At 68.4% G+C, this 25,858-nt stretch carries 27 protein-coding genes and 1 other RNA gene; 4 read left to right on the top strand and 24 right to left on the bottom strand.

Annotated elements, in window-relative coordinates:
• Positions 1–100: 100 nt before the first annotated feature.
• Together AB8K43_RS13925 and AB8K43_RS13930 are read right to left on the bottom strand one after the other, a co-directional pair.
• Positions 101–2,305, bottom strand: coding sequence for a DEAD/DEAH box helicase (locus AB8K43_RS13925; RefSeq protein ID WP_370894811.1), 2,205 nt, complete (start codon positions 2,303–2,305; stop codon positions 101–103).
• 281 nt (positions 2,306–2,586) lie between these two features.
• Entirely contained in the window at positions 2,587–3,012 is a 426-nt protein-coding gene (locus AB8K43_RS13930; protein WP_370894812.1) for a VanZ family protein, read from the bottom strand.
• A 27-nt stretch (positions 3,013–3,039) separates the two neighbouring features.
• Between AB8K43_RS13930 and trxA the strand changes: the two genes are divergently transcribed.
• Positions 3,040–3,429, top strand: a complete 390-nt coding sequence (trxA, locus tag AB8K43_RS13935; RefSeq protein ID WP_370894813.1) for a thioredoxin — start codon at positions 3,040–3,042, stop codon at positions 3,427–3,429.
• Between the two features lie 207 nt (positions 3,430–3,636).
• Here the strand turns inward: trxA and ssrA are convergent.
• Positions 3,637–4,002: a transfer-messenger RNA gene (gene ssrA / locus AB8K43_RS13940) on the bottom strand.
• A 190-nt stretch (positions 4,003–4,192) separates the two neighbouring features.
• Between ssrA and AB8K43_RS13945 the strand changes: the two genes are divergently transcribed.
• Entirely contained in the window at positions 4,193–4,363 is a 171-nt protein-coding gene (locus AB8K43_RS13945; RefSeq protein WP_370894814.1) for a CsbD family protein, read from the top strand.
• A gap of 92 nt (positions 4,364–4,455) precedes the next feature.
• On the opposite strand, the gene AB8K43_RS13950 is transcribed toward AB8K43_RS13945, so the two are convergent.
• The 15 genes from AB8K43_RS13950 to AB8K43_RS14020 all read right to left on the bottom strand — a co-directional run bounded on the left by AB8K43_RS13950 (position 4,456) and on the right by AB8K43_RS14020 (position 18,362).
• Positions 4,456–6,339: a DUF2207 domain-containing protein gene (locus tag AB8K43_RS13950; protein ID WP_370894815.1), complete on the bottom strand. Its 1,884-nt coding sequence runs from the start codon at positions 6,337–6,339 to the stop codon at positions 4,456–4,458.
• 35 nt (positions 6,340–6,374) lie between these two features.
• Positions 6,375–6,857: an SsrA-binding protein SmpB gene (smpB, locus tag AB8K43_RS13955; RefSeq protein ID WP_370894816.1), complete on the bottom strand. Its 483-nt coding sequence runs from the start codon at positions 6,855–6,857 to the stop codon at positions 6,375–6,377.
• Positions 6,858–6,965: 108 nt separating this feature from the next.
• Positions 6,966–8,351, bottom strand: a complete 1,386-nt coding sequence (locus AB8K43_RS13960) for a peptidoglycan DD-metalloendopeptidase family protein (protein ID WP_370894817.1) — start codon at positions 8,349–8,351, stop codon at positions 6,966–6,968.
• A gap of 75 nt (positions 8,352–8,426) precedes the next feature.
• Positions 8,427–9,335 (bottom strand): permease-like cell division protein FtsX, encoded by a 909-nt coding sequence (gene ftsX, locus AB8K43_RS13965; RefSeq protein ID WP_370894818.1) that lies wholly within the window; start codon positions 9,333–9,335, stop codon positions 8,427–8,429.
• Complete coding sequence (ftsE, locus tag AB8K43_RS13970; RefSeq protein ID WP_370894819.1) at positions 9,332–10,138, bottom strand: cell division ATP-binding protein FtsE; 807 nt, start codon at positions 10,136–10,138, stop codon at positions 9,332–9,334. Before ftsE ends, ftsX begins: the two co-directional genes overlap by 4 nt.
• A gap of 113 nt (positions 10,139–10,251) precedes the next feature.
• Positions 10,252–11,175, bottom strand: coding sequence for a hypothetical protein (locus tag AB8K43_RS13975; RefSeq protein WP_370894820.1), 924 nt, complete (start codon positions 11,173–11,175; stop codon positions 10,252–10,254).
• Between the two features lie 80 nt (positions 11,176–11,255).
• The gene (gene prfB, locus AB8K43_RS13980; protein ID WP_370894821.1) at positions 11,256–12,371 is read right to left on the bottom strand and encodes a peptide chain release factor 2; all 1,116 of its coding nucleotides are present in this window, start codon (positions 12,369–12,371) and stop codon (positions 11,256–11,258) included.
• A 17-nt stretch (positions 12,372–12,388) separates the two neighbouring features.
• Entirely contained in the window at positions 12,389–13,630 is a 1,242-nt protein-coding gene (locus tag AB8K43_RS13985) for an AI-2E family transporter (RefSeq protein WP_370894822.1), read from the bottom strand.
• A gap of 85 nt (positions 13,631–13,715) precedes the next feature.
• The gene (locus AB8K43_RS13990) at positions 13,716–14,168 is read right to left on the bottom strand and encodes a pilus assembly protein TadG-related protein (RefSeq protein ID WP_370894823.1); all 453 of its coding nucleotides are present in this window, start codon (positions 14,166–14,168) and stop codon (positions 13,716–13,718) included.
• Positions 14,161–14,643, bottom strand: a complete 483-nt coding sequence (locus AB8K43_RS13995; RefSeq protein WP_370894824.1) for a TadE/TadG family type IV pilus assembly protein — start codon at positions 14,641–14,643, stop codon at positions 14,161–14,163. The genes AB8K43_RS13990 and AB8K43_RS13995 overlap by 8 nt, the downstream gene beginning before the upstream one ends.
• A complete protein-coding gene (locus AB8K43_RS14000) occupies positions 14,640–15,005 on the bottom strand; it encodes a TadE family protein (RefSeq protein ID WP_370894825.1) in 366 nt (121 codons plus the stop codon). Before AB8K43_RS14000 ends, AB8K43_RS13995 begins: the two co-directional genes overlap by 4 nt.
• A gap of 38 nt (positions 15,006–15,043) precedes the next feature.
• Entirely contained in the window at positions 15,044–15,271 is a 228-nt protein-coding gene (locus AB8K43_RS14005) for a hypothetical protein (protein WP_370894826.1), read from the bottom strand.
• A gap of 46 nt (positions 15,272–15,317) precedes the next feature.
• Positions 15,318–16,277 (bottom strand): type II secretion system F family protein, encoded by a 960-nt coding sequence (locus AB8K43_RS14010; protein ID WP_370894827.1) that lies wholly within the window; start codon positions 16,275–16,277, stop codon positions 15,318–15,320.
• On the bottom strand, positions 16,274–17,137 hold the full coding sequence (locus tag AB8K43_RS14015) for a type II secretion system F family protein (RefSeq protein WP_370894828.1): 864 nt from the start codon (positions 17,135–17,137) through the stop codon (positions 16,274–16,276). The genes AB8K43_RS14010 and AB8K43_RS14015 overlap by 4 nt, the downstream gene beginning before the upstream one ends.
• A 1-nt stretch (position 17,138) precedes the next feature.
• Positions 17,139–18,362 (bottom strand): CpaF family protein, encoded by a 1,224-nt coding sequence (locus tag AB8K43_RS14020; RefSeq protein WP_370894829.1) that lies wholly within the window; start codon positions 18,360–18,362, stop codon positions 17,139–17,141.
• A 196-nt stretch (positions 18,363–18,558) separates the two neighbouring features.
• Here AB8K43_RS14020 and AB8K43_RS14025 point away from each other — a divergent pair, with 196 nt between their 5' ends.
• Positions 18,559–18,936, top strand: coding sequence for a thiol-disulfide oxidoreductase DCC family protein (locus AB8K43_RS14025; RefSeq protein ID WP_370894830.1), 378 nt, complete (start codon positions 18,559–18,561; stop codon positions 18,934–18,936).
• A gap of 355 nt (positions 18,937–19,291) precedes the next feature.
• Here the strand turns inward: AB8K43_RS14025 and ilvC are convergent, their stop codons facing one another.
• The 6 genes from ilvC to AB8K43_RS14055 all read right to left on the bottom strand — a co-directional run bounded on the left by ilvC (position 19,292) and on the right by AB8K43_RS14055 (position 24,644).
• Positions 19,292–20,317 carry a ketol-acid reductoisomerase gene (ilvC, locus tag AB8K43_RS14030; protein ID WP_370894831.1) on the bottom strand — a complete coding sequence of 342 codons (1,026 nt, stop codon included), beginning with the start codon at positions 20,315–20,317 and terminating at the stop codon, positions 19,292–19,294.
• 53 nt (positions 20,318–20,370) lie between these two features.
• Positions 20,371–20,880 (bottom strand): acetolactate synthase small subunit, encoded by a 510-nt coding sequence (gene ilvN, locus AB8K43_RS14035; RefSeq protein WP_370894832.1) that lies wholly within the window; start codon positions 20,878–20,880, stop codon positions 20,371–20,373.
• A gap of 13 nt (positions 20,881–20,893) precedes the next feature.
• Positions 20,894–22,768 carry an acetolactate synthase large subunit gene (locus AB8K43_RS14040; protein WP_370894833.1) on the bottom strand — a complete coding sequence of 625 codons (1,875 nt, stop codon included), beginning with the start codon at positions 22,766–22,768 and terminating at the stop codon, positions 20,894–20,896.
• A gap of 293 nt (positions 22,769–23,061) precedes the next feature.
• Complete coding sequence (locus tag AB8K43_RS14045) at positions 23,062–23,523, bottom strand: DUF4189 domain-containing protein (RefSeq protein ID WP_370894834.1); 462 nt, start codon at positions 23,521–23,523, stop codon at positions 23,062–23,064.
• Between the two features lie 17 nt (positions 23,524–23,540).
• Entirely contained in the window at positions 23,541–23,999 is a 459-nt protein-coding gene (locus tag AB8K43_RS14050; protein WP_370894835.1) for a DUF4189 domain-containing protein, read from the bottom strand.
• 117 nt (positions 24,000–24,116) lie between these two features.
• Positions 24,117–24,644 carry a histidine phosphatase family protein gene (locus tag AB8K43_RS14055; RefSeq protein ID WP_370894836.1) on the bottom strand — a complete coding sequence of 176 codons (528 nt, stop codon included), beginning with the start codon at positions 24,642–24,644 and terminating at the stop codon, positions 24,117–24,119.
• A 72-nt stretch (positions 24,645–24,716) separates the two neighbouring features.
• Between AB8K43_RS14055 and AB8K43_RS14060 the strand changes: the two genes are divergently transcribed.
• A complete protein-coding gene (locus tag AB8K43_RS14060; RefSeq protein WP_370894837.1) occupies positions 24,717–25,823 on the top strand; it encodes a PLP-dependent cysteine synthase family protein in 1,107 nt (368 codons plus the stop codon).
• Positions 25,824–25,858: the final 35 nt, after the last annotated feature.

Consider the following 25,858-nt stretch of genomic DNA (forward strand, 5'->3'; position numbering starts at 1 on the left):
ACCTCCGGGTTGGAGTGGGCCTTCGACAAGCCACATCCCATTCGGAGGTTCTCGTTCGTTCAAGCAGGCGCGCTGCTACCAACCTGATGGCCGGGTACACCTAGTCGCGAGCGCGTCGCGCGTCGCCGCCGTGGCGCGGGCGACCCTGACCGCCGCGGCGCGGTCCACCCTGGCCGCGGCCGTAACCGCCGCGTCGCGGAGCGCTCCCGCGCGGACCGCCGGTGCCACCGTGGCGTCGACGGGGCGGGTCGAGCAGCGCCCGGAACTCCGCGTCCGCGATCGGCTCGCCGGTCGGTTCGCTGGCCCCGGTCGCCGCGATCACGGCGTCCCCGGGAGCGGCCTTCACCGGGCGGGCGTCCAGCCCCGCGTCGGCGGCCATCCGCGCCATCGTCTTGCGCTGGTGCGGAAGGGCGAGGGTCACGACGGTGCCCTGCTCCCCCGCACGCGCGGTGCGTCCGGCGCGGTGCAGGTAGTCCTTGTGGTCGGCCGGCGGGTCAGCCTGGAGGACCACCGAGACATCGTCGACGTGGATCCCGCGGGCGGCGACATCGGTCGCGACGAGCACCGGCACGGTGCCCTTGCGGAAGGCCCCGAGGACCTTGTTACGCACGCCCTGGGTCAAACCACCGTGCAAGGCGGCGGCACGCACGCCGGACTCGCGCAGTTGGCGAGCGACGCGGTCGGCACCGAGCTTGGTGCGCACGAAGACGACGGTGCGGCCGTCGCGGTTCGCGAGCTCAGCGGTGATCGACTTCTTGTCCTGCGGGTCGATCAAGAGGATGTGGTGTTCCATCGTCGTGACCGAGGCCTGCGCGTCGTCGGTGGAGTGGGTCACCGGGTCGACCAGGTAGGTGTCCACGAGGGTGTCGATCCCCTTGTCCAGGGTCGCCGAGAAGAGCAGGCGCTGACCGCCCGACGGGATCTCGTCGAGGATCCGGGTCACCGCGGGCACGAAGCCCATGTCGGCCATGTGGTCGGCCTCATCGAGCACGGTGATCTGGACGGAGTCGAGCGAGACCGCTTCCCGGTCGAGGAGGTCGACGAGTCGCCCCGGGGTCGCGATCAGCAGGTCGATCCCGCGGTTCAAGGCGGCGATCTGACCCGTGTAGGAGAGCCCACCGGCCACCAACTTGTGACGCAAGCCCATCACGTGGACGAGCGGCTCAAGCGCGTCGCTGACCTGCATCGCGAGCTCACGGGTGGGGACCAGCACCAACGCCCGGGGGCGACGGGGCTTGGACTTCTCTCCGGCGAGGTGCGTCAGCGTCGGGAGACCGAAGGCGAGCGTCTTGCCCGACCCGGTCTGCCCGCGGCCGAGCACATCACGCCCGGCCAATGCGTCCGGGATGGTGGCTTCCTGAATCGGGAAGGGGGCGGTGATGCCATCACGGGCGAGCCGCTCGACGATCTCACTCGGCAGGCCTAGGGCGGTGAAGCCATTGTCCTCTCCGACCTCGACCGGGCCGCTCGCACTGGTGCGGGTGGCCTTGACCCAGGTGTCGGCTTCCATCCGCTCGGCCTCGTGGTCGACCGGCGCGTCGGAGCGCTCGAAGCGCTCCGGGCGGCGGCTCACCTGCTCCCGGTCGAAGGGCGGCCGGTAGCCCTCGCGGCGCTCCTCGTAGCGGCTGCGGGTCGGTCGCTCGCCCGCGTCGCGGCGGGGTCGACGGTCATCGCGGCGCTCATCCCGGTAACCGCCACGGCGGTCGTCGCGGCGCTCATCCCGGTAGCCACCACGACGGTCGTCCCGGCGCTCATCCCGGTAACCGCCACGACGGTCATCGCGGCGCTCATCCCGGTAACCACCACGGCGGTCGTCCCGACGGTCGTCGCGGCGCTCATCCCGGTAGCCACCGCGGCGGTCGTCGCGGCGCGGCTCCCACCGGTTGCCGCGGGGGCGCTCATCGGCGCTGCCGTCGCGGCGCACGCGAGCCGGACGGTCGTCGCGGTACCCACCGCGGCGGTCGTCACGTCGCTCATCGCGCCGGTCGTTGCGGTAGCCACCGCGGCGGTCCTCGCCGCGGGACTCCCAGCCGCCTTCGCGGCGGGGACGGCGCTCATCACGGCGCTCCTCGCGGTAGCCACCGCGACGCTCGTCGCGGGCGGCGCGGGTCTCGCGACCGCGCTCCCCCTTCGCGTCGCCGTCGGGACGGTCACGCCAGCGCTGCTTGGGCGCGCGCTCGTCGGCGCTCGGCGCCTGGCCGCGGTGGTGCGCCTTCTTCGGTGCGGATCCGGCCTTGGCCTTCTTCGCCTGCGCCTTCTGCGCGGCGCTCCAGCGGGCCTTCTTGGGTCCAGTCTTCTTGGGCATGGGTAGGTCTCAACTCTCTAGCCGGTCGGCTCGAAACGAATCAGACACGTCTCGAGCCACCTGGCGAGGGCGACCTCTTCGGACGAGTCTCGAAGCGCACTAGTTGCGCTCGTGCGGGCCCGAGGCCATCGGTTGATGCCTGGGCGGTCCAGGGCGAACGGTTGGGAACAGATAAGGCGGGAAGGGGGCCGACCGCTGGCGGTCTCGGCGACGGTGCCGGACTCGGGTCGGGCCACTTCACCTGGCGCAGCCGTGCGCCGGTTCGTGATCCTGGAGGAACGCTACAGTCTACCAGCGCGGCGGCGGCTCACGAACCACCACGCGAACGCCGCGATCGCCACCCCCACCAAATCGGCGACGACATCGAAGGGGTCGCCGGTCCGCCCCGGGAGCCAGACGTGCTGGATGAGTTCGCTGATCGGCGCGTGGACGGCCATGACCACCGCGGCGACCTGCCAGTGCACTCCGGCGAGGGGCGCGATGAGCGTCGGCACGGCGAAGAGGGCGACGTGGACCACCTTGTCGGCATGCGGGAAGGGGGCGGGCCCGGTCCCCGTCACGAGGTAGAGCGACCACACCTGCCACGCGAGCGCGGCGAGCAGCATCACGAGCGCGAGGGAGCGGGGCATCGGGCGAGTCATCGCCGCCCAGACAAGCATGTCCGCGACGCTGCGACCAAGCGAGGCCCAGCGAGACCTAGCGGCCACGCTCCCCCTTCTGCTTACAGTGGAGACATGACGATCCGAGAACTCGACCTCGACGGCTTCCGCGACACCGTGACCAAGGACTCGACCGTCCTGGTGGACTTCTGGGCGACGTGGTGCGGTCCGTGCCGCCAGTTCGCGCCGGTCTTCGAGGCCGCTGCCGAGGCGCATGACGACATCACCTTCGCCAAGGTCGATATCGACGCCAACCCCGACCTGGCCTCGCTGGCGCAGGTCACGTCGGTGCCGACGATCATGGCCTTCCGCGACGGGATCCTGCTCCACCAGAGTGCGGGCGCGCTGCCGAAGGCCGAACTCGAACGCCTCATCGAGGCCGTTCAGGGCGCCGACATGGAGACCATCCGCGCCCAGGTGGAGGCCGCCGAGGCCGACGGGAGCGGCCAGACCCGAGAGGTCTAAGCCCTCGCCGGCGCCCCCCCAAGACACAAGGAAGCGGCTCCCCCTTCGCCTGGGCGAAGGGGGAGCCNGCCGAGGCCGACGGGAGCGGCCAGACCCGAGAGGTCTAAGCCCTCGCCGGCGCCCCCCCAAGACACAAGGAAGCGGCTCCCCCTTCGCCTGGGCGAAGGGGGAGCCGCTTCTTGCGGTGCTCGTGACGTGTCGCACGGATGGTGGAGGTGGCGGGAATCGAACCCGCGTCCACTGGCGGACGACCAGGACTTCTCCGGGCGCAGTGCGTTAGGGATTTTCTCGGCCCCAGGGCTGGCACGCACACCTTCCCTGACAGGCCCAGTCGAGTAAGAGTCCCGCGACGCCCCCCGACATGGCGCCGCAGCAAGATCTCTAGCTGACGCTGGTGACTAAGCGGAGATCGCGCTTAGGCCAACGGACTTCGGGCTCGCTCAGGCGGCGAGGGCGAAGTCGGTGCGCTTGTTGTTGGCACCTATTGGTTTGCATGGAGCGTTTACGAGATAACCATGCATCCTCGACCCGCTTCCCCTGATGGACCGACCAATGTCGAAACCGATCACCCCCGCGAAGGGGGCAGACACGTCACGCTGTTGAGTTATCGAAGAATCAGTATCGGGCACAACGTCATTGGGGGGCAAGCGTATTCCCCCCTTGTGGGGGTTATGCCAATCGCCCGTCTCCACGTATGGTGAGAGGGCGCAAGGCCCTTCGGGGTCCGACTAGCCGCGCACATTCCAGACGATGGAGGTAGCCCATGGGTATCGGTGACAAGATCGAGAACATCAAGGACCAGGTCGTCGGCGAGGCCAAGCAGAAGCTCGGCGAAGCCAAGGACGACCCCGAGATGCAGGCCGAAGGCAAGGCCCAGGAGACCAAGGGCGACGCCAAGCAGACCGGCGAGAAGGTCAAGGACACCTTCAGCTGATCGACGCTGACCTGTAACCCTCCCCCGGGGGCAAACGGGGACGAAGGGGCCGGCTCTTAAATGAGCCGGCCCCTTTCGTGTCCGCTCGGGACTTACCAGGAGCCTCCGGTCGACCCGGCGCCGCCGCCGCCCGAGAAGCCCCCGCCACCCCCGAAGGAGCCGCCCCCACCAAACGAGCTCCCGCCGGAGGAGGCCGGGGTCGAGGTGAAGGTGCCCGATGCCGTCGTGGCGAAGAGGTCACTGCCGCTCGCGATTCCACCGAAGTCCGGTCCGCCGGCGACGCCCCACGGGACGATGTACCAGCTCGGCCAGGCGATGGGAGTCCCGGACAGATCGGCAGCCTCGGCGACCTTGGCGAACGTCTGCGCCCACCGCTCGGCCACGCCAAAGACGACCGCGTAGGGCAGGTACTGACTAAAGATCCGCTCGGCCTCTTCAAACCGGATCTGGTCGGCCTCGGCCGTCTCGAGGTACATCTTGAAGCCCTCGCTCTGCGCCAGCACCGCGCTCCCGTCCGCGGTCCGCGATGGCATGTGGGTCGAGAGCACGCGCGCGATCACCCCGCCGATCGCGACGCCGATCGCGAGGACCCAGATCGGGCTGATCGGCACGTACGGCAGGTCGATCTGAGCGCCGACGCCGAGGGCGTCCTGGACGAAGAGCAGGATGAAACCGGCGAAGACGAGAGCTCCGCCGATAAAGCGCATCCCCGAGCGTGCGGATTCGGGCGAACGGCGGAACCAGCCGCGGCGGATCGTCTCGGTGGTCATCTCCCCACGGACCATCTCGAGTCGGCTCGCAAAGGTGTTCTTCAAGCCCGAGAGCACCTGCTGGGGTCCGCTCGGGAAGAGCCCATCGAGGAGCATCTGCTCATAGGGAGCAAGGACATCGCGCGGCGGGGGCGCGAGCCGGTCCAAGACCCAGTCTGTGCGCTGGCGCTCCGACGAGGTCTCGGTGATCCGAAGATGTCCGCGGACCGCAAGGTCGAGCACGGTGGCCGAGACGTCGACGGTATCGGCTGACTCATCGATCACGACGCCGACGAGTCCCGGCCGGACCCCGGGGGGCGGGTGGAACTGCACGGCCACCGTCCCAAAGCGCCCGCGGCGTGTGGTCGCCGGCTCTCCCGGTCCCGGGGTCAGACCGGGAGTGAGGCCGACATAGATCTCGTCTCGGCCCCGAGTGGTGACGAGGAAGAGGCCGATCGCCGCGATCAGAAGGGGGACAAGGATGCCGGCTCCGACCATGAACCATCCGGTGTACCAACCGGGCACTTGCCGCAGGTCGGGATCGAGATTGCCGAAGGCCGATCGCGGGTACTCCACCGCGACCGTCATCCCCTCCCCCGCCGCGAGGTCGGAGTGCCGGAAACTGGCGCGCTCTCCGGCCTGGGCGTCGCACCGCGTCGTCGAGCCCTGCGGACCGTAGAAGCATGACGCCTGGGTGGCCCCATCGGGACCGACCACCGTGACGGTCACCGGGCCGTAGGTCTGCCGGTTGTCGGTCCCGACGACATTGAAGACCAGCTCGGCATGGTCGCCGATCGCGTTGACCAGTTTCCCGAGGGTGTAGGTGACGACGTAGGTCTCCTCGCCGCTCACCACCTGATCCGGGTCACCGACTCTGATCTGCTCGTGGGTATCGGTGCTCGTCACATCGAGAGCGGTCGGAGCGCCAGTGGGAGAAGTGACGCTGAGGTCGCTCAGCGGATAGGCGCGGTAGACGTCCTTACGATCGCCGTACCCGGCACCCACTTGGATCGAACGCAGGATCCCGTGACGGCCTTCACCTTCGGGGAAGTGGTGGACCTCTTCCTCGCGGACCGTGACCGACCCGTCGGGATGGGCCGTGATCGTCACGTCCATCCGGGTGACATCCGGCCGGTCGAGCCGAAGGCCCGGCTGCGCTGTCGAGGGCTCCGCGGCCCCAGCGCTCGATGCGCCCAGCAGCATGATGGCCACGGCGAGGAGGAACACTCCCGGCCAGCATCGCCACCGCTGCGGGGCCGAGATCACTCCCTGCCCCGCCCGAAGACCACCCGCTCGGCTTCGCGCCGGTCCTGGCGCTCACGCAGGGCATGGCGCTTGTCGTACTGCTTCTTACCGGTGGCGAGGCCTAGCTCGATCTTGGCGCGCCCACCCTTGAAGTAGAGCGAGAGCGGGATCACCGTGCGGCCGCTCTCCCGAGTGCGAGCCATGATCTTGTCGAGTTCGCTGCGGTGGAGCAGCAGCTTGCGGCGCCGACGCGGGGTGTGATTGGTCCAGGTGCCCTGGACGTACTCAGGGATGTGCACCCCTTCGAGCCACAACTCATCGCCATAGAAGGTCGCGAAGCCATCGACGAGGGAGGCGCGGCCCATCCGCAGGGCCTTGACCTCGGTGCCCATCAAGGCGAGGCCGGCTTCGTAGGTGTCCTCGATGAGGTAGTCGTGACGGGCCTTGCGGTTACTCGCGATGATCTGTCGGCCGTCCGGTGACGTCTTCTTCTTGGCCACGGCTACCCCCTTCGTGATCGTCTCGTTGGTCGTGTCGAGCGCACACGCTACCTGTCCCAGGCAGCCGCAGCCCACCGGATTGCGGCGCGGGAGGTTTAAGGGGCCGAACTACAACCAGTTCATCGGGTTGACGGGGACGCCGTTCTCCCGGGTCTCAAAGTGCAGGTGGCACCCGGTCGACAGGCCCGTCGTGCCGACCCGGCCGATCAACTGGCCGCGGCTCACCGATCCGCCCGTGACGGCGAAGGAGCTCAGGTGGTTGTAGCTCGTGGTGAGCGACGTCCCGCGCTTGACTCCATGGTCGATCACGAGTTGGTTGCCGTAGCCGCCCGCGACACCGGCGGAGACGATGCGGCCGGACGCGGCGGCGTAGACCGGAGTCCCGCACGCGGCGCCGTAGTCCTGACCCGAGTGCAGGCGCCAGTAATGCAGGATCGGGTGGTATCGCATGCCGAAGGGGGACCCCGGGGGGACATTGACCGGCGGGGACAGCACGCCGTCGCCGCTCGGTGCCTTGGGCGCTGGGCTCGCGGGCGGGGCCGGCGCGGAGGGGGTGCTCGGCGAGGACGGCTTGACCTTGTTCTGGTTCGCCGCCGCGGCCTGGGCCCGGCGTCGAGCATCGGCTTGCTGGGCCGCGCGGATCTTTGCCTCGCGAATTCGCGCCTTGCGGGCGCGCTCGGCGAGGACCTTGCCCAGGCGATCGGACTCGGCCTGGAGGCCATCGAGACGCTTGATCTCGGCGCCGCGTTCGCGGCGAAGATCGGCGGCACGCTGCGACTGCTCGGACTCCAACCCTTCGAGCGCGCTCTGGGCGTTATCGGCCTTGACCCGAGCATCCTGAGCGACACCTAGCGCATCCTCGGCCCGGTCGCGGGCCTTTTGCGTCTTGCGCTTCAGCGCACCGAGGTGGTCCTGCTGGGAGACGAGGTCCGCCCGGGTGGTGCTGAGATCCTTCAAGGCATCGCTTTGCATGCCGGTGACGGTCTCGGACGCCACCATGCGGTCGACGACCTCGGTCGGGCTCTGCGAGCCGGAGATCAGCGCGAGCGAACCCATCCCCTGGTCTTGGTAGAGCTCGCCGGCATAGGCACCCACCGCGTTGCGCTTGCTCGAGATGCTCTTGGTGGTGCGCTTCATGGCGCGCTGGGCCTTGCGTTCGTTGGCCTCGGCGACCTCGACCTCGGTCACGGCCTCGTCGTACGCGCCGCGCGCGATGGTCTCGGCCGTCCGTGCGTCGCTCGCCGCCTTGCGGGCTGCGGGCAACTTCGCCCGGGTCGCCTTCAGCGCGTCGTAGGTCTTGGTGAGCTTGGTCGAGGTGTCGCGGATCTGGTCCTGCGAGGTCGAGATCCGGCCATCGACGCTGCGCTTCTTATCGGCGGGATCATCGCCCGCATGGGCCTGCGCGGTGAGGCCAACGGCCAGGGATGCAGCAAGCAACGAGCACGCGCCGACGCGCACTCGCTGCCAGGTGTTTCTCGACCTCAGACGACTCATTAGTCACAACCGTACCGTCAGTCACCCCTTCTGTGAAGCAATCGTCCCGAAGAGGCGGGGCCGGGCGTGTCCGACCTACACCCGAAGGTAGCGCCAGATCGCGATCGTTGCCGTCACCGCGGCGAGGACAACGACCCCGAGGCCGAGCACGGGCGCCAGAGCGAGGACGTCGGCGGAGGAGATCCGCGGCACGGTCGCCACCTGTTGTCGGAAGTAGCGGTCGAGCACCACGACGGCGGCGCCCCAGAGCAGGCCGGTCGCGAGGATCACGCCGATCAGCGAGGTGATGATCGCTTCGACGACGAAGGGGGCGCGAATCGTGGCATTGGACGCACCGACGAGGCGCATGATCGCGATCTCGCGGCGGCGCGTCACGGCCGCCTGATGCACCGTGGTGACGAGGAGCAGCACCGCGCTCACCAGGGCGAGGACCGCGAGCCCGAAGGCGCCCCATTGCATGAACCCGATGATCTTCAGCACCGGGGCGAAGATCTCCCGGACATTGGGGATCGAGGAGACGCCGGGGGCGTTTTGGAAGGTCTCGGCGACGACCTGGTACTTCTCCGGGTCCGAGAGCTGGACGCGATAACTCGATGGCAGGTCGCCGACCACCACATTGTTCGCAAGCGGCGAGTCCTCATTGTCCTGCTGGAAGCGATCGAAGGCTTGCTGCTCGCTCACGAACTCCACGGAGGTGACGAGCGGCTTCATCTCCTCGAGCTGCTGCTCGATGTTTTCGCGCTGCTCGTCGGTGACCGCACCATCTTGGCAGGCCGCCTTCGGGGAGTTCTTCGGGCAGAGGTAGATCTGGACCTGGACCTGGTCGTAGACGGTCGTCCTGATCAGGTCTGCCTGGCGCCAGGCGAGGCCAGCGACGCCGAGCAGGACGACCGAGACGGCCGTGACCAGGACCACCGACATCGTGACCGAGAGGTTGCGCCGGATCCCCTGCCAGGCATCCGAGAGCACACTGGCGATCCTCATCGCTCCTCCCGCTCGCTCGTCTCGGCCCTCACGTCGTCATCGACCTCGCCGGGCTCGTGGTGGGAGTCCCTGGTATCCAGCGGGTCCTCTTCGATCGGGGCGGCCTCGCTGGTCGCCGGACGCGGGACATAGGACCCCCCTTCCTCATCGCGCACGAGTCGGCCGTCCTCGAGCTCGACCACGCGCTGGTGAAGGGCGTCAACGATCACGTTGTCGTGGGTCGCCATGACGACCGTCGTCCCACTGTCGTGGACGCGTTGGAGGAGCCGGACGATCTCGAGGGAGGTCACCGGGTCGAGGTTGCCGGTCGGCTCATCGGCGAGCAGGACCGGGGGTCGGTTGACGACGGCGCGGGCGATCGCGACCCGCTGCTGCTCGCCGCCGGAGAGTTCGTGGGGGTAGCGCTCCTCCATCCCGACCAGGCCGACGAGCTCGAGGGTCTCGGGGACCAGCGCTCGGATCTCGCGGCGCGAGCGGCCGAGGACCTGCAGGGCGAAGGCGACATTTTGCCGAACCGTCTTGTTCGGCAGCAGCCGGAAGTCCTGGAAGACCGTCCCGACCTGACGGCGCAGGATCGGGACCTTGCGCTGTGGCAGGTCGCGCAGGTCATGGCCCCCGACGAGGACGCGGCCGGAGCTCGCCTGCTCTTCGCGGATGATGAGCCGCAGCATCGTCGACTTGCCAGACCCGGAGGGCCCGACGACGAAGACGAACTCACCTCGGTCGACGTTGAGCTCGATCTCGTCCAGCGCTGGGGAGCTCGAGCGGGGGTAGGACTTGCTGACGTCCTCGAATCGGATCATGCGCGACCGGCTCGCCTTAGGGTCTCGAAGAGGTACATGGCCGTTTGCCACGATAAGCGCGGCACGTGCCAACACCGGTCAGGCGCGCGGACCTCGGCGCGCCGCGGATTCCCTTACAGCGGTAAGGAGGAGAAGCGGCCGTGGTGGACGCTGCGGATTCGATAGGTCGCGTCGCTGTAGTAGGCCGAGGCCGCTTCGAAGACGACCTGGAGCTCGCCCCCAGCGATCACCATGCCCTCGGACATGTTCGGCGCGGTGATCGCGCTGCCATAGCGGAAGTCGCCGTCATAGGTCCGGTTCCGGGGCCAGACAATGAGCTTGCTGTCGTTCTTGCGGCCACACGATTGCGACCAGACGATCTTGGTGCCGTCCATCGCGACGCCTTGAACCTTTGAGGGTGTGACCCGGGTTTCGCGATGGGCCAGGGCGCCGGTGGAGGTCACGACATAGCGGTACATCTTGTCGTTCGCGACGCGTTTGGTCGGACACGTCTTACCCGGCCCCCAGTTGAAGTTCCCGACCCATACCTCGTTGCCGGACCCATAGGCGTAGGACGCGTAGCCGGCGACGTTCTGCTGGTAGGTGAAGCGGATGGTGCTTCCCGACGGTCGGGTGAACTCCGTGCGGGCGTAGCGCTGCAGTTCTCCGCCGTAGGTCACCCACACGTACTGGTGCGTGGTGGCGAGACCTCCGACGTGGCCACGGTGCGGGAGCTTGTAGTACCGCTTGTACTTGCCGCTCACCCGGTCGATGACGGCGATCCGACTGTTTTCCCGACCCGAGGAGTCGTAGTAGGAGATGAGCAGCTCGTTTTCGGTCGAGCCATTCTTCGCCAGACCCTGCGGGACCCACTTCGTGTCCGACCATGGGATCCGCGAGCGGCCGGTATCCATGTACCGGTAGTACCGCTCGTATCGAGCCGGTGCGGCGGCGGCCGACGCAGCGACCGTCGTGACTGGTCCCGATGTAGCAGAGGGCGCCGCCGAGGTGGCGGGAGTGATCCCGACCAGCCCCGCACCCGCCACGGCTACGGCCACCACAACCGACGTCAACCTACGTCGTGATCCCATCTGATCTCCTCCCACGGGGGCGGCCCCACGACCGTCTGCGGGAGACGCTACTCCTGGTCGGCCTTCGCCTGCTCGATACGCCAGCGAATTCCGGCCTCGATGAAGGAGTCGATGTCGCCGTCGAAGACGGCGCTGGGGTTGCCGGTCTCGTGCTCGGTGCGCAGGTCCTTCACCATTTGGTAGGGGTTTAAGACGTAGGAGCGCATCTGGTCGCCCCAGCTGGCCTTGATATCGCCCGCCAGTTCCTTGCGCTCGGCGGCCTCTTCGGCGCGCTTGAGCAAGAGCAGCCGCGACTGCATCACGCGCAGCGCCGCGGCGCGGTTTTGGATCTGCGATTTTTCGTTTTGCATCGAGACGACCGTGCCGGTCGGGATGTGGGTCATCCGCACCGCGGAGTCGGTCGTGTTGACGCTCTGGCCGCCGGGGCCGGAGGAGCGGAAGACATCGATCTTGAGGTCGTTTTCGGGGATGTCGATCGAGTCCGTGCTCTCGATGACGGGGATGACCTCGACCGCCGCGAAGGAGGTCTGGCGCCGGCCCTGGTTGTCGAAGGGGGAAATGCGCACCAGGCGGTGGGTCCCCCCTTCGACCGAGAGGTTGCCGTAGGCGTAGGGGACGTTGACCTCGAAGGTGGCGGACTTCAGGCCCGCCTCTTCGGCGTAGGAGGTGTCCATCACCTTGGTCGGGTAGCCGTGACGCTCGGCCCAGCGCAGGTACATGCGCATGAGCATCTCGGCGAAGTCGGCGGCGTCCACTCCCCCGGCGCCGGCGCGGATCGTCACGACCGCCTCGCGCTCGTCGTACTCACCGGAGAGCAGGGTGCGGACCTCGAGCTCACCGACGGCCTTCTTCACGGCGGTGAGCTCGCGCTCGGCCTCGGCGACGGTGTCGTCATCGCCCTCTTCGAGGCCCATTTCGGCGAGGACCTCGAGGTCGTCGATCCGCGAGTCCATCCCGGTGACGCGGTCGTGCTCGGCCTTGGCGCGAGAGAGCGCGGAGGTCACCTGCTGCGCGGCGTCGGGGTCATCCCAGAGGTCGGGGGCGGCGGCGCGCTGCTCCAGGTCGGCGATCTGGCCCTCCAACGCGGCAAGGTCGGTCACCTGGCGCACGGAGTCCATCGTCGCGCGCAGGTCCTGGATTTCTTGAGTGAAGTCGGCAGCCACGATGGGCCAGCCTATCGTCAGAGTGGTTGAGCGCTTCGATCGTCGATCGGATGGCTGGCGATGAACTGGTTGATCCAGCGGGTGCTCGGATCCCGGTCGATCAGCAGGGTCTTCACGAGCAGGGTGAGCGGGACGGCGAGCAGGGCGCCGAGCGCGCCGAAGACATAGGACCAAAAGACGAGGGACAAAAAGACCGTGGTGACGTTGAGCCCCACCGCGTCGCCGGTGAACTTGGGCTGGAGCAGCGTCTGGATCACGAAGTTGGCGACGCAGTAGATGACGATCACCCAGATCATCGTCTCGACGCCGTTGTGCAGCAGGGCGAGCAGCGCGGGCGGGATCAGGCCGAGGATGAAGCCGATATTGGGGATGTAGTTGGTGACGAAGGAGAGCACCCCGAAGGTGAGGGCCAGCGGCACCCCGAGCCAGATGAGCGCGACGTAGTCGATGGCGGCGACGATCAGACCGAAGATGGTCGTGACGACCCAGTACTTGCGCACGCGCGCGCCATAGTCGACGAGGGCGTCGGCGAGGTCGGGCTTGACCCGGTGCACGGCTCGCAGCCGCTTGCCGAAGCCTCCGGCGTCCATGGCGAGGAAGACCATGACGGTCAGCAGGAAGAGCATGGAGGAGGTCGTCCCCCCGAGCACCCCGGCGATGTATTGAGCGACCGCGGTGAGGTCATCGATGCTGAAGTTGCTGGTCGCTCGGTCGATCTGCTCCTGGCTGATCCCCTTCGCGAGGAGGAAGGTCTGGCCCTGCTCGATGAGGCCATTGAAGGTGGCTGAGTATTTCGGCAGCTCGTAGGCGAGCTTGCCGACCGCCACCCCGAGCGCGGTCCCGATCGCGGCGAGCACTCCATAGAGCATGACGAGCAGCAGGAACCCGGCGATGAACTTCGGCAGGAAGCGGTCAAGCAGCTTGTAGATCGGGTGGACCGCGATGATCAAGGTGACGGCGAGGAAGGTGGGGGCGACGATGGAGCCGATCTCGCGCAGACCGAGCACGGCGACCACCATCGCGGCGATCCCGAGGACGACCGTGAGGGTGGGCGGCAGCATCGTGCGGACCGCCGGCATCTGCGGGTGCGGGTGCTCATGCAGGCGATCGGGACGCCCGATGTCGTCGGCCGCGATCTGCTGGCTCGCCGGAGTCGCCGCGTGCTCCCGCGTCACCGGGGGTGCGTCGGTCACCGTGCCGTCGGTGTGGTGGGTGACCAGGTCGTCGGCACCCTCTTCGGGTCTGCGATCGGATGACACGACGCCAGTCTGTCGGACCCGCAGCGGCTACGGGAGGAACGGCACGCACCAGGGCGCGATTGATCGTGACCGCGATGTCGCGCCCCTAGCTCGCAGGGGTGACAGCGCGGGCGCGGGACTCGACGGTGACCGTCACCGATCCACCGAGGGAGCGGATCAGGCCACCGACCAGAGGCACGTCGACATCTCCGGTGAGCACGACGACCGCGGTGCGCCCATCTGGAGTGCCGGTCGCGCCAGTGATGTGCAAAGCGCTCACCCGGGTCGGGGGTTCGCGTCGAGCAAGCGAGTCCGCAGCGCTCCGCCTCACAGTGGCGTCGCTGAGCGGTGCCGCGACGTCGACCCCCTCGCTGTACGCCAGGCGGCCGCCGTCATCGGCGGCGTCGAGCGCGGCGGTGTCGGCAGCGTCGATCATCGCCATCCGGCTGAGATGCACCGAGGTCACCGCGGTCGCACCGAGGATGACGGTCAGCGCGATCACGCACATCCCGAGGATCAGGATCGAGATCTGACCGCTCTCCCCCTTCGCCTCAGTCACGCCGGACCTCGTAGAGCGGGACATCGGCGATGCTCGTGGCGCTCACGGGAATTTCGAGCGGGATCACATCGCGGGCGAAGGCAGGGATCAGCGGAAGGGGGACCGTGACCGTCGCGGTGGAGACGATCCGGCCACCACGGCGCATGCACGGATCGCCGTCACACTGGACCTCGAGGACTCCTTCCTCAGCGAAGCCTTGGTCCGCGAACGCGAGCTCGGCCGCGGCTTCGGCGCGACCGGGCGCAGCTGCCGCCCGCGTCGAGGTGACGTACGCCCGGCCCGACTCCCGGGCGGCCTGGCTGACCGCATAGCTGCCGGCTTGGACCCGCGCCAGGGCCAGCACGAGGTAGAGCAGCGGGAGGAGAAGCAGGACACCGAGGACGACGAACTCGACAACCGCTGAACCCCCTTCAGCTGAGGCAGTTCGCTTGCGCCACAGGAGAACTGCCCGGGTCAGGAACCGCCGGAGGATCACGGGTCCACGCCCTGTCGTTCGGCGAAGGCGCGACCGCTGACCTCCAGTGAGTCGCCGGGACCATAAGGACCGAGCACCGGCAGCGGCGCCGAGACGCGTACGACAACCACGTCCACGCCCGCCTCGGTGGTCTCGGTGGTCGCCCGCACCCCCTTCGCGTAGCGAGGCGACAGAGAGGACGAGATCAAGTCCTCGGTGCGTGCGGCGCCCTCCCCCGGCGTCGCACCTAAGCGTGCGCCGTAGCGTGCTCCCTCGCTGGCGCAGGAGATCAAGGTGTTCCGCACGTGCAAGGCGAGGCCGACCTGCAGCACCATCACGAAGAGCAGGCTGAGCAAGCCAGCGGTCATGACGAAGTCGGTCACGGCCGACCCGCGCTCGCCGACCCCACGGGCCGGTGAGCTCACTTGCCGCCGACCCCGCTCGTGACGCTGTCGAGGGCGTCTTCGAACATGGCTGTCAGTCGCGTCCCGGCGATGGTCCACAGCGCGATCACGAGGGCAGCGGTCATCAAAGTGATGAGCACCCACCCCGGCACGTCCCCGCGCTCGGGTTCAGCGACCGCCCGCCGGTACCGCTCCGCGACCGCTCTCGTCACGCGGACATGGGCCCGAATCAGTCTGTCGGTCATTTTTGTCTCCTTCGCTGGTCGAGCCTGGCCGTCGGCTCGGCCTGGGTCACATCTGAAATTGCAGGAAGGTGAAGCCCGGCCAGACGGCAAACACGACGGTGATCGGCAAGACAAGGAAGACGACCGGAACCATCATCGCGATCTCCTTTTTGCCGCCGCTTTCCATGACGAGGCGGCGGCCCTCTTCGCGGACATCCTGGGCTTGGGCCCGCAGGACGTCCGCGAGCGGAGTCCCTCGCTCGACCGCGATGATGATCCCGTCGACGAAGCGGGCGAGGCTCGGCAATCCGGTCCGTCCGGCGAGTCCGTGCAGTGCATCGGGAAGGGAGGCGCCAGCGCGGGCGTCAGCAAGGCAGCGACCAAGCTCGGCGGAGAGTTCCCCGCGCGAGAGCCGCACCACGCGTTCGAGCGCACCAATCGCCCCTTCGCCAGCCCCCACCGCAAGGGCGAGGAGCTCGGCGATCGTCGGGAATTCGGCGAGCATCCGGGCCTCACGGCGCTCGGCCTGGCGGGTCAGCATGGTGTCCCGAGCGAGCACCCCCGCGATCAGGCCCACGAAGAGGAAGGTCGCGACGAGGACGAGCGACGTGCCCTTGGTCGCGACGACCAGTCCCCCGAGGACGGCGCCGATCGCGGCACCCGCGAAGGCCCAGACGACCTGCTCAGCGCGGAACTGTGCGGTGTCGGGGTCTCGTCCGGCCCGCAAGAGGCGTCGCCGCACCGAGGCCGTCCCTCCGAGCAGCCGCTCGGTGCGCCGGGCCAGATCGGTGAGGAGCGGCTGCACCAGCGTCGGAACCACCGCTCGGACGGAGACGCCGGGTGGTGTGAGGAGCCGCGACGGGCGCGGGGTATCGCGCAAGTAGGGCGCGATCCGGTCCTCAAGGGTGGGGCGACGCGGGAGACCCCGCCAGATCGCGAGAACCCCGAGCCCGGCGAGGAGGCCGGTGACGGCACCTGCGCGATGCACCAGGGCATCGTCAAATAGCTGCCGGAGTGATTCGATCATCCGAGGACCCGCCCTTCCTCGGGGAGGCGTCCAATCCGGATCATCACCCGGTAGGCGATCACCGACACGACCGCCCCGAACGCAAGGATCAGGACCCCGGTCCGCGTGTTGTAAGCCGCGATCGACTCCGGACGCGCGGCGAGCATGGCGAGGACGGCCCACGGGGCAGCGACCGCGAGGCGAGCGGCGTTGACGGTCCAGGACTGGCGCGCCTCGAGTTCGGCTCGGGTGCGCGCGTCTTCGCGCAGGAAGGTGCTGAGCGTGCGCAGCAAGGAGCCAAGGTCCGAGCCGCCGACCTCGCGAGCAATCCGCAGCGACTCGATCAACCGGTCTCCAACCGGGTCGGCGAGGCGTTCCTTGAGCCGGTCGAGGCAGTCATTGAAGCGCCCCGTCGCGCGATAGTCCTCGGCGAAGGAGGTGAACGCCGGACGTAGTTCTTCGGGCCCCCGATGCGAGAGTTGCGCCAGCGCCTCTGGGAGCGCCAGCCCCGCCCGGACCGCGGAGGTGATGTTGTCCACCGCGTCTGGCCAGAGGTCGCGCAGGTTGCGACGCCTGCGGCGAGCGCGGCTGCGGACGAGCGCGATGGGCGCGCTCGCCGCGATCCCAGCAAAGCAGGCGGCGACGGCGGGCGCGCGGGTGATGGCGGTCCCGAAGAAAAAGACCAGGGCGGCGATGGCCGCACTGGCGGCGATCAGGGTCCGGGGGCGAAGCCCGTGGTAGCCCGCCTGGACCAACTCATCCTGAAGCCCAGCAAGAAGGGGGCGTCCCGGGCGTGATCGGCGCGGTTCGCGCGGCCACCATGACCAGGCGAGGCAAAAGACCCCGGTCCCAAAGAGCAGCCCGACGAGCGCCCCGACCATGTCACGGCCCCGCGAGCAGTGCAGTGAGGTCGTATCCCGCGCGCTCGAAGCGCTCGCGATGCGGTGGGTACCCGTCGGCGCGAGTGAGGACCCCTTCGCGCCGGACGTAGATATCGGCCGTCTCCACGACATCTCGCTCGACTCGACCCGGGAGGGCGATGATCTCGCGCACGCGACGCACCCCGTCATGTTCCAGGGCGATATGGACGACGAGGTCGATCGAGGAGGCGACCGTCGGGACCACGAACCGGGCGCTCACATTTTCGCCCGCGAGGAGTGGCAGGGTGCACATCTTGGTGACGGCTTCGCGAGCGCTGTTGGCGTGGATCGTGCACATGCCGGGCAGGCCGGAGTTGAGCGCGATCAGCAGGTCCAGGCTCTCCTCCTGGCGCACCTCGCCGACGATGATCCGCGATGGGCGCATCCGCAGGGCTTCCTTAACGAGCCGTCGGAGTTGGACCTCGCCGGTCCCCTCAAGACTCGGCTGGCGGCATTGCATCGCGGCGACGTCGCGAAGCGGGAGCTTCATCTCGAAGACCTCTTCGCAGGTCACCACCCGTTCCTTAGGTGGAATCGCCGCGGCGGCACAGTTCAACAGGGTGGTTTTACCCGCCTGAGTTCCCCCAGCAACCAGCAGATTCAACCCCGACGCCACCGCTGCCCCCAGGAAGCGTGCGGCCGAGGTGCTCAGGGTGCCAAGGCGCACGAGATCGTCGAGGTGATCGGCTTTGACGATGAACTTGCGGACGTTGATGAGCCAATGTTCACGGCTGATATCGGGGATCACCACGTGCAGCCGACTGCCGTCCGGGAGGACCGCGTCGACGAAGGGAGAGGAGAGATCCACCCTTCGCCCGGAACTCTTCAGCATCCGCTCGACCAGGTCACGCACCCCGTCCGCGGTCAGCACCGTCGAGGTCAACTCGGCGACCCCGCCGCGGGCAACGAAGACCTGCGACGGACCGTTCACCCAGATCTCCTCGATCTGGGGGTCGTCGAAATAGCGTTGAAGGGGGCCATATCCAGCGACGGTGTCCATGACATCGCGGATGGCGTCGTCCAGGTTGTGCAGGATCGGGAGACCACCGTGGAGGGAGCGCTCGTCGTAGTCGGTGACCGCGTCGCGCACCAGAGTGCGTACCGCAGCGGTGTCGCGGGCCGGGTCCAGACCGGATCGCCGGATGAGTTCCCTCACCTCGGCCTCAACGGTCTCGACAGCGCTCACGTGCGCCCCTTAGCGACAGGTATGGCGTCCATCACATCGGCGTGATGAGTTATCGACCATACCGACCGCACGTGAGGAAGGGCAGATGTTATCCACAGGCTTTCAGCCCGCAGCGGCATCGACCTGGGTGGGCCAATCACCGCTCCCGCCCTGCGGGCGGTGTCACGGGAGCCTCTGGTCAGGGAAAATGGCAGGTGTGAACCGTCCGATCATGCTCTACGACGCCGATTGCGGCTTCTGCACGAAGTCGGCCGGCCAGGTGCCCCGTCTCGGCGTCGATGTCGAGATCGCGTCACTTCAAGAGAGCGACCTCGAGGCGCTCGGCGTCGATGACGAGCGCGCCTATCGAGAGATGCCCTTCGTCGGTCGCGATGGGCGAGTCGAGTACGGACACCTCGCCTGGGCGGGGATTCTCGCTACCGGTCCCCTGCCCGCCCGTCTTCTTGGGCGCGCCTTCCGGACGCGGCTCGGAGGGGCCCTCGCGAGCCGGGCGTACCACTGGGTCGCCGCCAACCGACACCGCTTGCCCGGCGGCAGCCCCTCCTGCGCGCTGCACCCGGAACCGAAGAGCTAAGCCCCCGGCGCGCACCCCACCCCTCCTGCCGGGGTGCCGAAGGTGCCGCACACCGCACCTCGAGCACCCCACCCCCTTCGCTGGGGTGCTGAAGGTGCCGCACACCGCACCCTCTGCATCCCACTTCCCGCGCCCGGGATGTCGAAGGTGCAGGCCCTCGCACCCTCTGCATCCCCCTTCCGCTGGGGTGCCGGAGGCGCCGACCCACGCACCCTCTGCATCCCACCTCGCGCGCCCGGGGTGCTGAAGGTGCGACCCGACGCACCCTTTGCATGCCGGAGGCGCTGCGGGCGGGGATGACGAAGGGGGTGGAGCCGGTCGGTCGGCTCCACCCCCTTCGACGACTCTCAAGTAATCAGCGCGCGGCCGAGCCCTCGGTGTAGTCGTCGTCGACCTGCTTCCAGGCGAAGTGGGCGCGCAGTTCCTTGCCGGTGGCCTCGATCGGGTGACCGGCCTCCTTCTCGCGCAACTCCTGGAACTCCTTGGCGCCGTTGTCCTGATCGGCGATGAAGCGCTCGGCGAAGGAGCCGTCTTGGATGTCGGCGAGGACGCCCTGCATCGCTTCCTTGACCGACGGCGCGATGACGCGCGGGCCCGAGACGTAGTCGCCGTACTCGGCGGTGTCCGAGATCGACCAGCGCTGCTTGGCGATCCCGCCCTCCCACATGAGGTCGACGATCAGCTTCAGCTCGTGGAGCACCTCGAAGTAGGCGATCTCCGGCTGGTAGCCCGCCTCGGTCAGGGTCTCGAAGCCGGCCTGCACGAGGTGCGAGACCCCGCCACACAGCACGGCCTGCTCGCCGAAGAGGTCGGTCTCGGTCTCCTCGGTGAAGGTCGTCTTGATGACGCCCGCGCGGGTACCGCCGATGCCCTTGGCGTAGGACTTCGCGAGCTCCCACGCCGACCCGCTCGCGTCCTGCTCGACCGCGATGATGTCCGGGATGCCGCGACCGGCGACGAACTCGCGGCGCACGGTGTGGCCCGGGGCCTTCGGTGCGACGAGGAGGACATCGACATCGGCCGGGGGCTTGATGTAGCCGAAGCGGATGTTGAAGCCGTGCCCGAAGACGAGCGCGTCGCCGTCCTTCAGGGCCGGGGCGATGTCATCGGCGTAGAGGTGGCGCTGCACCTGGTCCGGCGCGAGGATCACGATGACGTCGGCCTCTTCGGCCGCCTCACGCGGGGTGAGGACGCGCAGGCCCTCTTCCTCGGCCTTCCCGCGGCTCTTCGAGCCCTCCTTCAAGCCGACGCGGACATCGACGCCCGAGTCGCGCAGGTTCAGGGCGTGGGCGTGACCCTGTGAGCCGTAGCCGATGACGGCCACCTTGCGTCCCTGGATGATCGCGAGGTCCGCGTCGTCGTCGTAAAACATCTCGGCCATGGGGCCTTCTCCTTTATGTGGTGCTACTTGCGGTGATCGGTGGTCTGGTGGGGCTAGTGTCGCCCAGCGCGGTCGGTGATCGAACGACCACCCCGGCTGATGCCGACGACCCCGGACTGGACGAGCTCGCGGATGCCGTGGGGTTCGAGGATCTCGAGCATCGCCTCGAGCTTGTTGGAGCTGCCGGTCGACTCCAAGGTGACGGCGTCGGCGGTCACGTCGACGATCCGGGCCTTGAAGAGTTGTGCCGTCTCCAGGATCGCCCCGCGCGAAGAGGAGTCGGCCCGCACCTTCACGAGCACGAGTTCGCGGCTCACTGACGCGAGCGGGTCGAGCTCGACGATCTTCAGCACCTCGACGAGCTTGTTGAGTTGCTTGGTGACCTGCTCCAGCGGGAGCTGGTCGACATCGACGACGACCGTCATCCGCGAGACCTCGGCGTTTTCGGTCGGGCCGACCGCGAGCGAGTCGATGTTGAAGCCACGCCGCGAAAACAGCGCCGAGATCCGAGCGAGGACGCCGGGCTTGTTCTCCACGAGGACGGACAGGGTGTGCTTAGGCATGTCGGGCTTTCCTTTACTTGCCGTCGTGGTCGGCGTCGGTGTCCTGCTCGACCGCCTCGGAGTCCTCGCGGTCCCACTGCGGGGCCGCGTCCCGGGCGATCTGGATCGCGTCATTGCTGACGCCCGCCGGGACCATCGGCCAGACCATCGCGTCGCGCTCGACGACAAAGTCGATCACGACCGGACGGTCATTGATCTCCATCGCCTGCTGGATGGTCGCATCGACATCGGCGGGCCGCTCGCAGCGCAGGCCCACGCAGCCGTAGGCCTCGGCGAGCTTGACGAAGTCGGGGATGCGGCTGCCGACCGAGGTGTGCAGGTCGGTGTTGGAGTAGCGCTCGTTGTAAAAGAGCGACTGCCACTGCCGGACCATGCCGAGCGAGGAGTTGTTGATGATCGCGACCTTGATCGGGATGTCATTGATGACGCAGGTCGCGAGCTCCTGGTTGGTCATCTGGAAGCACCCGTCACCGTCGATCGCCCACACGACCGTGTCCGGCTCGCCCACCTTCGCCCCCATAGCCGCGGGCACGGAGTACCCCATCGTCCCGGCGCCGCCGGAGTTGAGCCAGGCGTTGGGGCGCTCGTAGTCAATGAACTGCGCGGCCCACATCTGGTGCTGGCCGACGCCCGCGGCGTAGATCGCCTCCGGGCCGGCGATCGCACCGAGCCGTTCCAGGACGTATTGGGGAGCCAGCTTTTCCGGGTCCTCGCTCGCGGTGTACCCGACCGGGTAGGAGCGCTTCCACCCCTGCACCCGGCGAACCCAGGGCGAGTAGTCGGCGCGCTTGCTGTCCGCGATCGCCGAGTATGCCTCGGTGAGTTCGGCGATGATCGCCTTGGCATCACCGACGATCGGCACGTCGGCGACGCGGTTCTTGGAGATTTCTGCCGGGTCGATGTCGGCGTGGATCACCTTCGCGTCGGGCGCGAAGGAGGACAGCTGCCCGGTGACCCGGTCGTCGAAGCGGGCACCGAGGGCGATGATCAGGTCGCTGCGCTGCAGGCCCGCGACGGCCGCCACCGAACCGTGCATGCCCGGCATCCCGAGGTGAAGGGGGTGACTGTCCGGGAAGGCCCCGCGCGCCATCAAGGTGGTGACGACCGGGATCCCGGTGGCCTCGACGAGCGCGGCGAGTTCCTCATTGGCCTCGGCGCGGATCACGCCACCACCGACATACAGCACGGGCTGCTGCGAGCGGGCCATCAGCTTGGCGGCTTCGCGGATCTGCTTGCCGTGCGGCTTGGTCACCGGGTGGTAGCCCGGAAGGGCGAAGCGCGGCGGCCACGAGAAGGTGGTCTTGGCCTGCAGCGCGTCCTTGGCGATGTCGACGAGCACCGGGCCGGGTCGCCCGGTCCCCGCGATGTGGAAGGCCTCGGCGATGACCCGGGGGATCTCCTCGGGATCGGTGACGAGGTAGTTGTGCTTGGTGATCGGCATCGTGATGCCGCGGATGTCGGCCTCCTGGAAGGCGTCGGTCCCGATCGCGCTGGAGGCGACCTGACCGGTGATCGCGACGATCGGCACCGAATCCATGTAGGCGTCGGCGATCGCGGTGACGAGGTTGGTCGCGCCCGGCCCGGAGGTCGCCATGCACACCCCGACCTTGCCCGTCGCCGCGGCATATCCCTCCGCAGCGTGGCCCGCACCCTGCTCGTGGCGCACGAGGATGTGGCGCACCTTGACCGAGTCCATCAGCGGGTCATAGGCCGGCAGGATCGCCCCGCCCGGGATGCCGAAGACGACATCCGCTCCGACCGCCTCGAGCGAGAGGACGAGGCTCTGCGCCCCGGTGACCTGCTCGGGCGCCTTGGCCTGAGCCTGGCGTGCCACCACGGCAGGGCTCGGGGCCGGCGCGCTGGGCCGCTGGCTGACGATGTCGCTCATCTTGGAGTCATCTTTCGTTGATGCGTCGCTTCGGTCGTGGCCCGGATCCTTAAGGCGAAGGGGGTCTCCCCTCGCGTCCTTACACAAAAAAACCCTCCAGCCCGGGTGCGGGACGTGAAGGGTGCGCGCTCGACAGGTGTCGTCTAGCGCGCTTTGGGAAGTACGAGGATCCTGGCCACGTCCTGAACTCTGCTATCCGCTCGGGCGTGTGTCAATCCGCGAGACAGTGCGTCTCACCACACGGACGCGTGATGCCCCCTTCACCGCTGCGGCGAAGGGGGCATCAGGGTCGGTCACTGGTAGCGGGTGGTGCAGACCCAGGTGAGGGTCTTCGCCCCCTTACCGAGCGGCCTCTTGGCGCGCGCGATGGCCGCCTTCTTCGACGTGGCCCAGGCGCTCTGGTAGCGCCACGAACCGTTGGAGTAGGTCTTGTACGCCACGGCTCCGCACGCGTTGCGCACCCAGATCGCCGTGCGACAAGACGAGCCGTGGGCGTACCGCTTGCACTTCTTCAGTGCAGCATTGATCGCCGCCGACTTGGTCTTGTAGTCGTAGGAGTACGCGGACGCACCGGTCCTGGTGTTGATGGCGATCGCGCCGTAGTAGTTGCGCGCGCTCGCCGCAGCCGCGGCGGTCGGGGCGGCGACCTCGGCGACCGGAGCGGCCTGAGCGGGCGCGGCGGTCATCCCGGACACTCCGACGGCAACGGCCGCGACGGCGAGCCCAACCCGTGCGCGGGTGGTGACGGTCTGCATGAGGGTCTCGTCCCCGATCAGCGGTAGCGCGTGGTGCAGAAGTACCCGCGGTAGCGAGCACCCTTGCCGAGCGGCTTCTTCGCGTTGGCGACGGCCTTGGCCCGCGTCGAACCCCAGCCGCCCTGGTAGCGGATCGAGCCATTGGAGTAGCGCTTCTCGGCCGCGGCGCCGCAGGCGTTGCGAGCCCAGACCAAGGTGGTGCAGTACTTACCGGAACCCTTGGCCTTGCACTTCGACATGGCCGAGCGCTCCGCCCAGTAGCGCGAAGAGGCGTCGTTGCGGGCGAACATGTAGCCGGTCTTGCGGTTGACCACGATCGCGCCGTAGTAGTTCCGCGCGCTGGACGCGGACGCGGCGGTCGGGGCGGCGACGCCGGCGACCGGAGCGGCCTGTGCCGGAGCGGCGATCATGCCGGTGGCGCCGACCGCGAGCGCGGCGACGGCGAGTCCGGCTCGAGTGCTCTTCTTGGTGCTCATGACTGGGATTCCCCCCTGTGCATTGGTGATGTGGTGTGGCGTGCAGTCGCAAGCATGCACGAGCGCTCCCGCGGCTCACAATGGGGAGTACTCCCCCGCGTCCAGGCCTTTGAGAAATCAGCGGCTCGGAGCGTAGTAATCCTCCAGGACCGCCGAGCCAACGGCGAGGTCGGACCAGTGCCCGGAGTAGCGCAGCAGCGCGGCGGCCGCCGGCGGGAAGCCCTTGCAGAGTTGATCGTGGGCGTGAGCCTCACCCGCCCCCTCAGCGAGCATGCTGACGACCGCGGGCAGCGCCGGGGCGTGGGCGACAACCATCACGACGCTGGCATCGTGCGGGGCCTCGCGGACGACCTGCAAGACCGCGGACGGGTCCGCTGCGTAGAGGGCGTCCTCGATGATCACCTCGGCCTCGGAACAGCCCGCCGAGCCGATCTCATGCACCGTCTGGCGCGTCCGCAGGGCGGGCGAGCAGAGCACGGTGTCACACCCGATCTCCTGCTCGCGCAACCACCGACCGACGGCGCGGGCGTCCTGCTCCCCCTGCGATGTGAGCGCGCGCTCCAGGTCGTGCTGCCCCGGATGAGGTGACTCCGTCTCGGCATGCCTTAACACGATGAGCGTCCGGTCCTCCGATGCAGCGGTCATGACCCCATAATCTCCCCCTCGCGGTCGCCGCGCTAGAAGGGAGGCTCCGGCGTGGCCCGCTTTACTAGGGACATGAGCGGCCACCCCCTTCCCGTCACCGATGTCACCGTCACCGGACGCCCGGACCGGGCCTGGGTCGACGAGGCCGTGCGCCGATTGCAGGCCGATGCCAATCGCAGCGCCGACACCCACCTGATCGCCGTCCCACTGCCCGCGGGATGGGAGGTCGACCTCTACCTCAAGGACGAATCCACCCACCCGACCGGTTCGCTCAAGCACCGCCTCGCCCGCTCGCTCTTCCTCTACGCCCTCTGTAACGGTGCGATCGGCCCCGACACGACCGTCATCGAGGCGTCGTCCGGATCGACGGCGGTGAGCGAGGCCTACTTCGCGCGGATGCTCGGGCTGCCCTTCATCGCGGTCATGGCCCGATCCACCACGCCGGAAAAGATCGCCTTGATCGAGCGCGAAGGGGGACGCTGTCACCTCGTCGAGCACTCCGGCGAGGTCTACGACGTGGCTCGGCGCCTCGCCGAGGAGAAGGGCGGGGTCTACCTCGATCAGTTCACCCACGCCGAACGGGCGACGGACTGGCGCGGCAACAACAACATCGCCGAGTCGATCTACGCGCAGATGGCCCTGGAGCGCCACCCCGTCCCCGAGTGGGTCGTCGTCGGTGCTGGGACCGGAGGGACCTCGGCGACCATCGGCCGCTATGTCCGGCTGAAGGGCCACCGCTCCCGGCTCTGCGTGGTCGATCCGGAAGGCTCGGCCTTCCTGCCGGGCTACGCCGACCGCGAGGCACCGACGCTCCATGGGTCGCGGATCGAAGGGATCGGCCGCACCCGCGTCGAGCCGAGCTTTATCCCGGGCGTCGTCGACCGCATGATCGGTGTGCCCGATGCGGCGTCCATCGCCGCCATGCATCACCTCAAGGAGCAGACCGGCCTGGACGCGGGCGCCTCGACGGGGACCAACCTCTACGCGGCCCTGCGCCTCGCCTGCGAGATGCGCGCCGAAGGGGTGAAAGGATCGGTCGTCACGCTCCTCTGCGATCCCGGACGCCGCTACGCCGAGACCTACGGCGATCCCGCCTGGGTGGGGACGCAAGGGTGGGATCTCGCGCCCTACCAGGAGGTCCTGACCCGGGCGTGGCGCGATGGAATCTGGACCGGTTGAACCGCGCCGCCACCGATCAGAGCGCGATACCGTGC

Origin of the sequence: Janibacter sp. GXQ6167, from assembly GCF_041365945.1 — a bacterium.
Lineage (GTDB): Bacteria > Actinomycetota > Actinomycetes > Actinomycetales > Dermatophilaceae > JBGFSK01.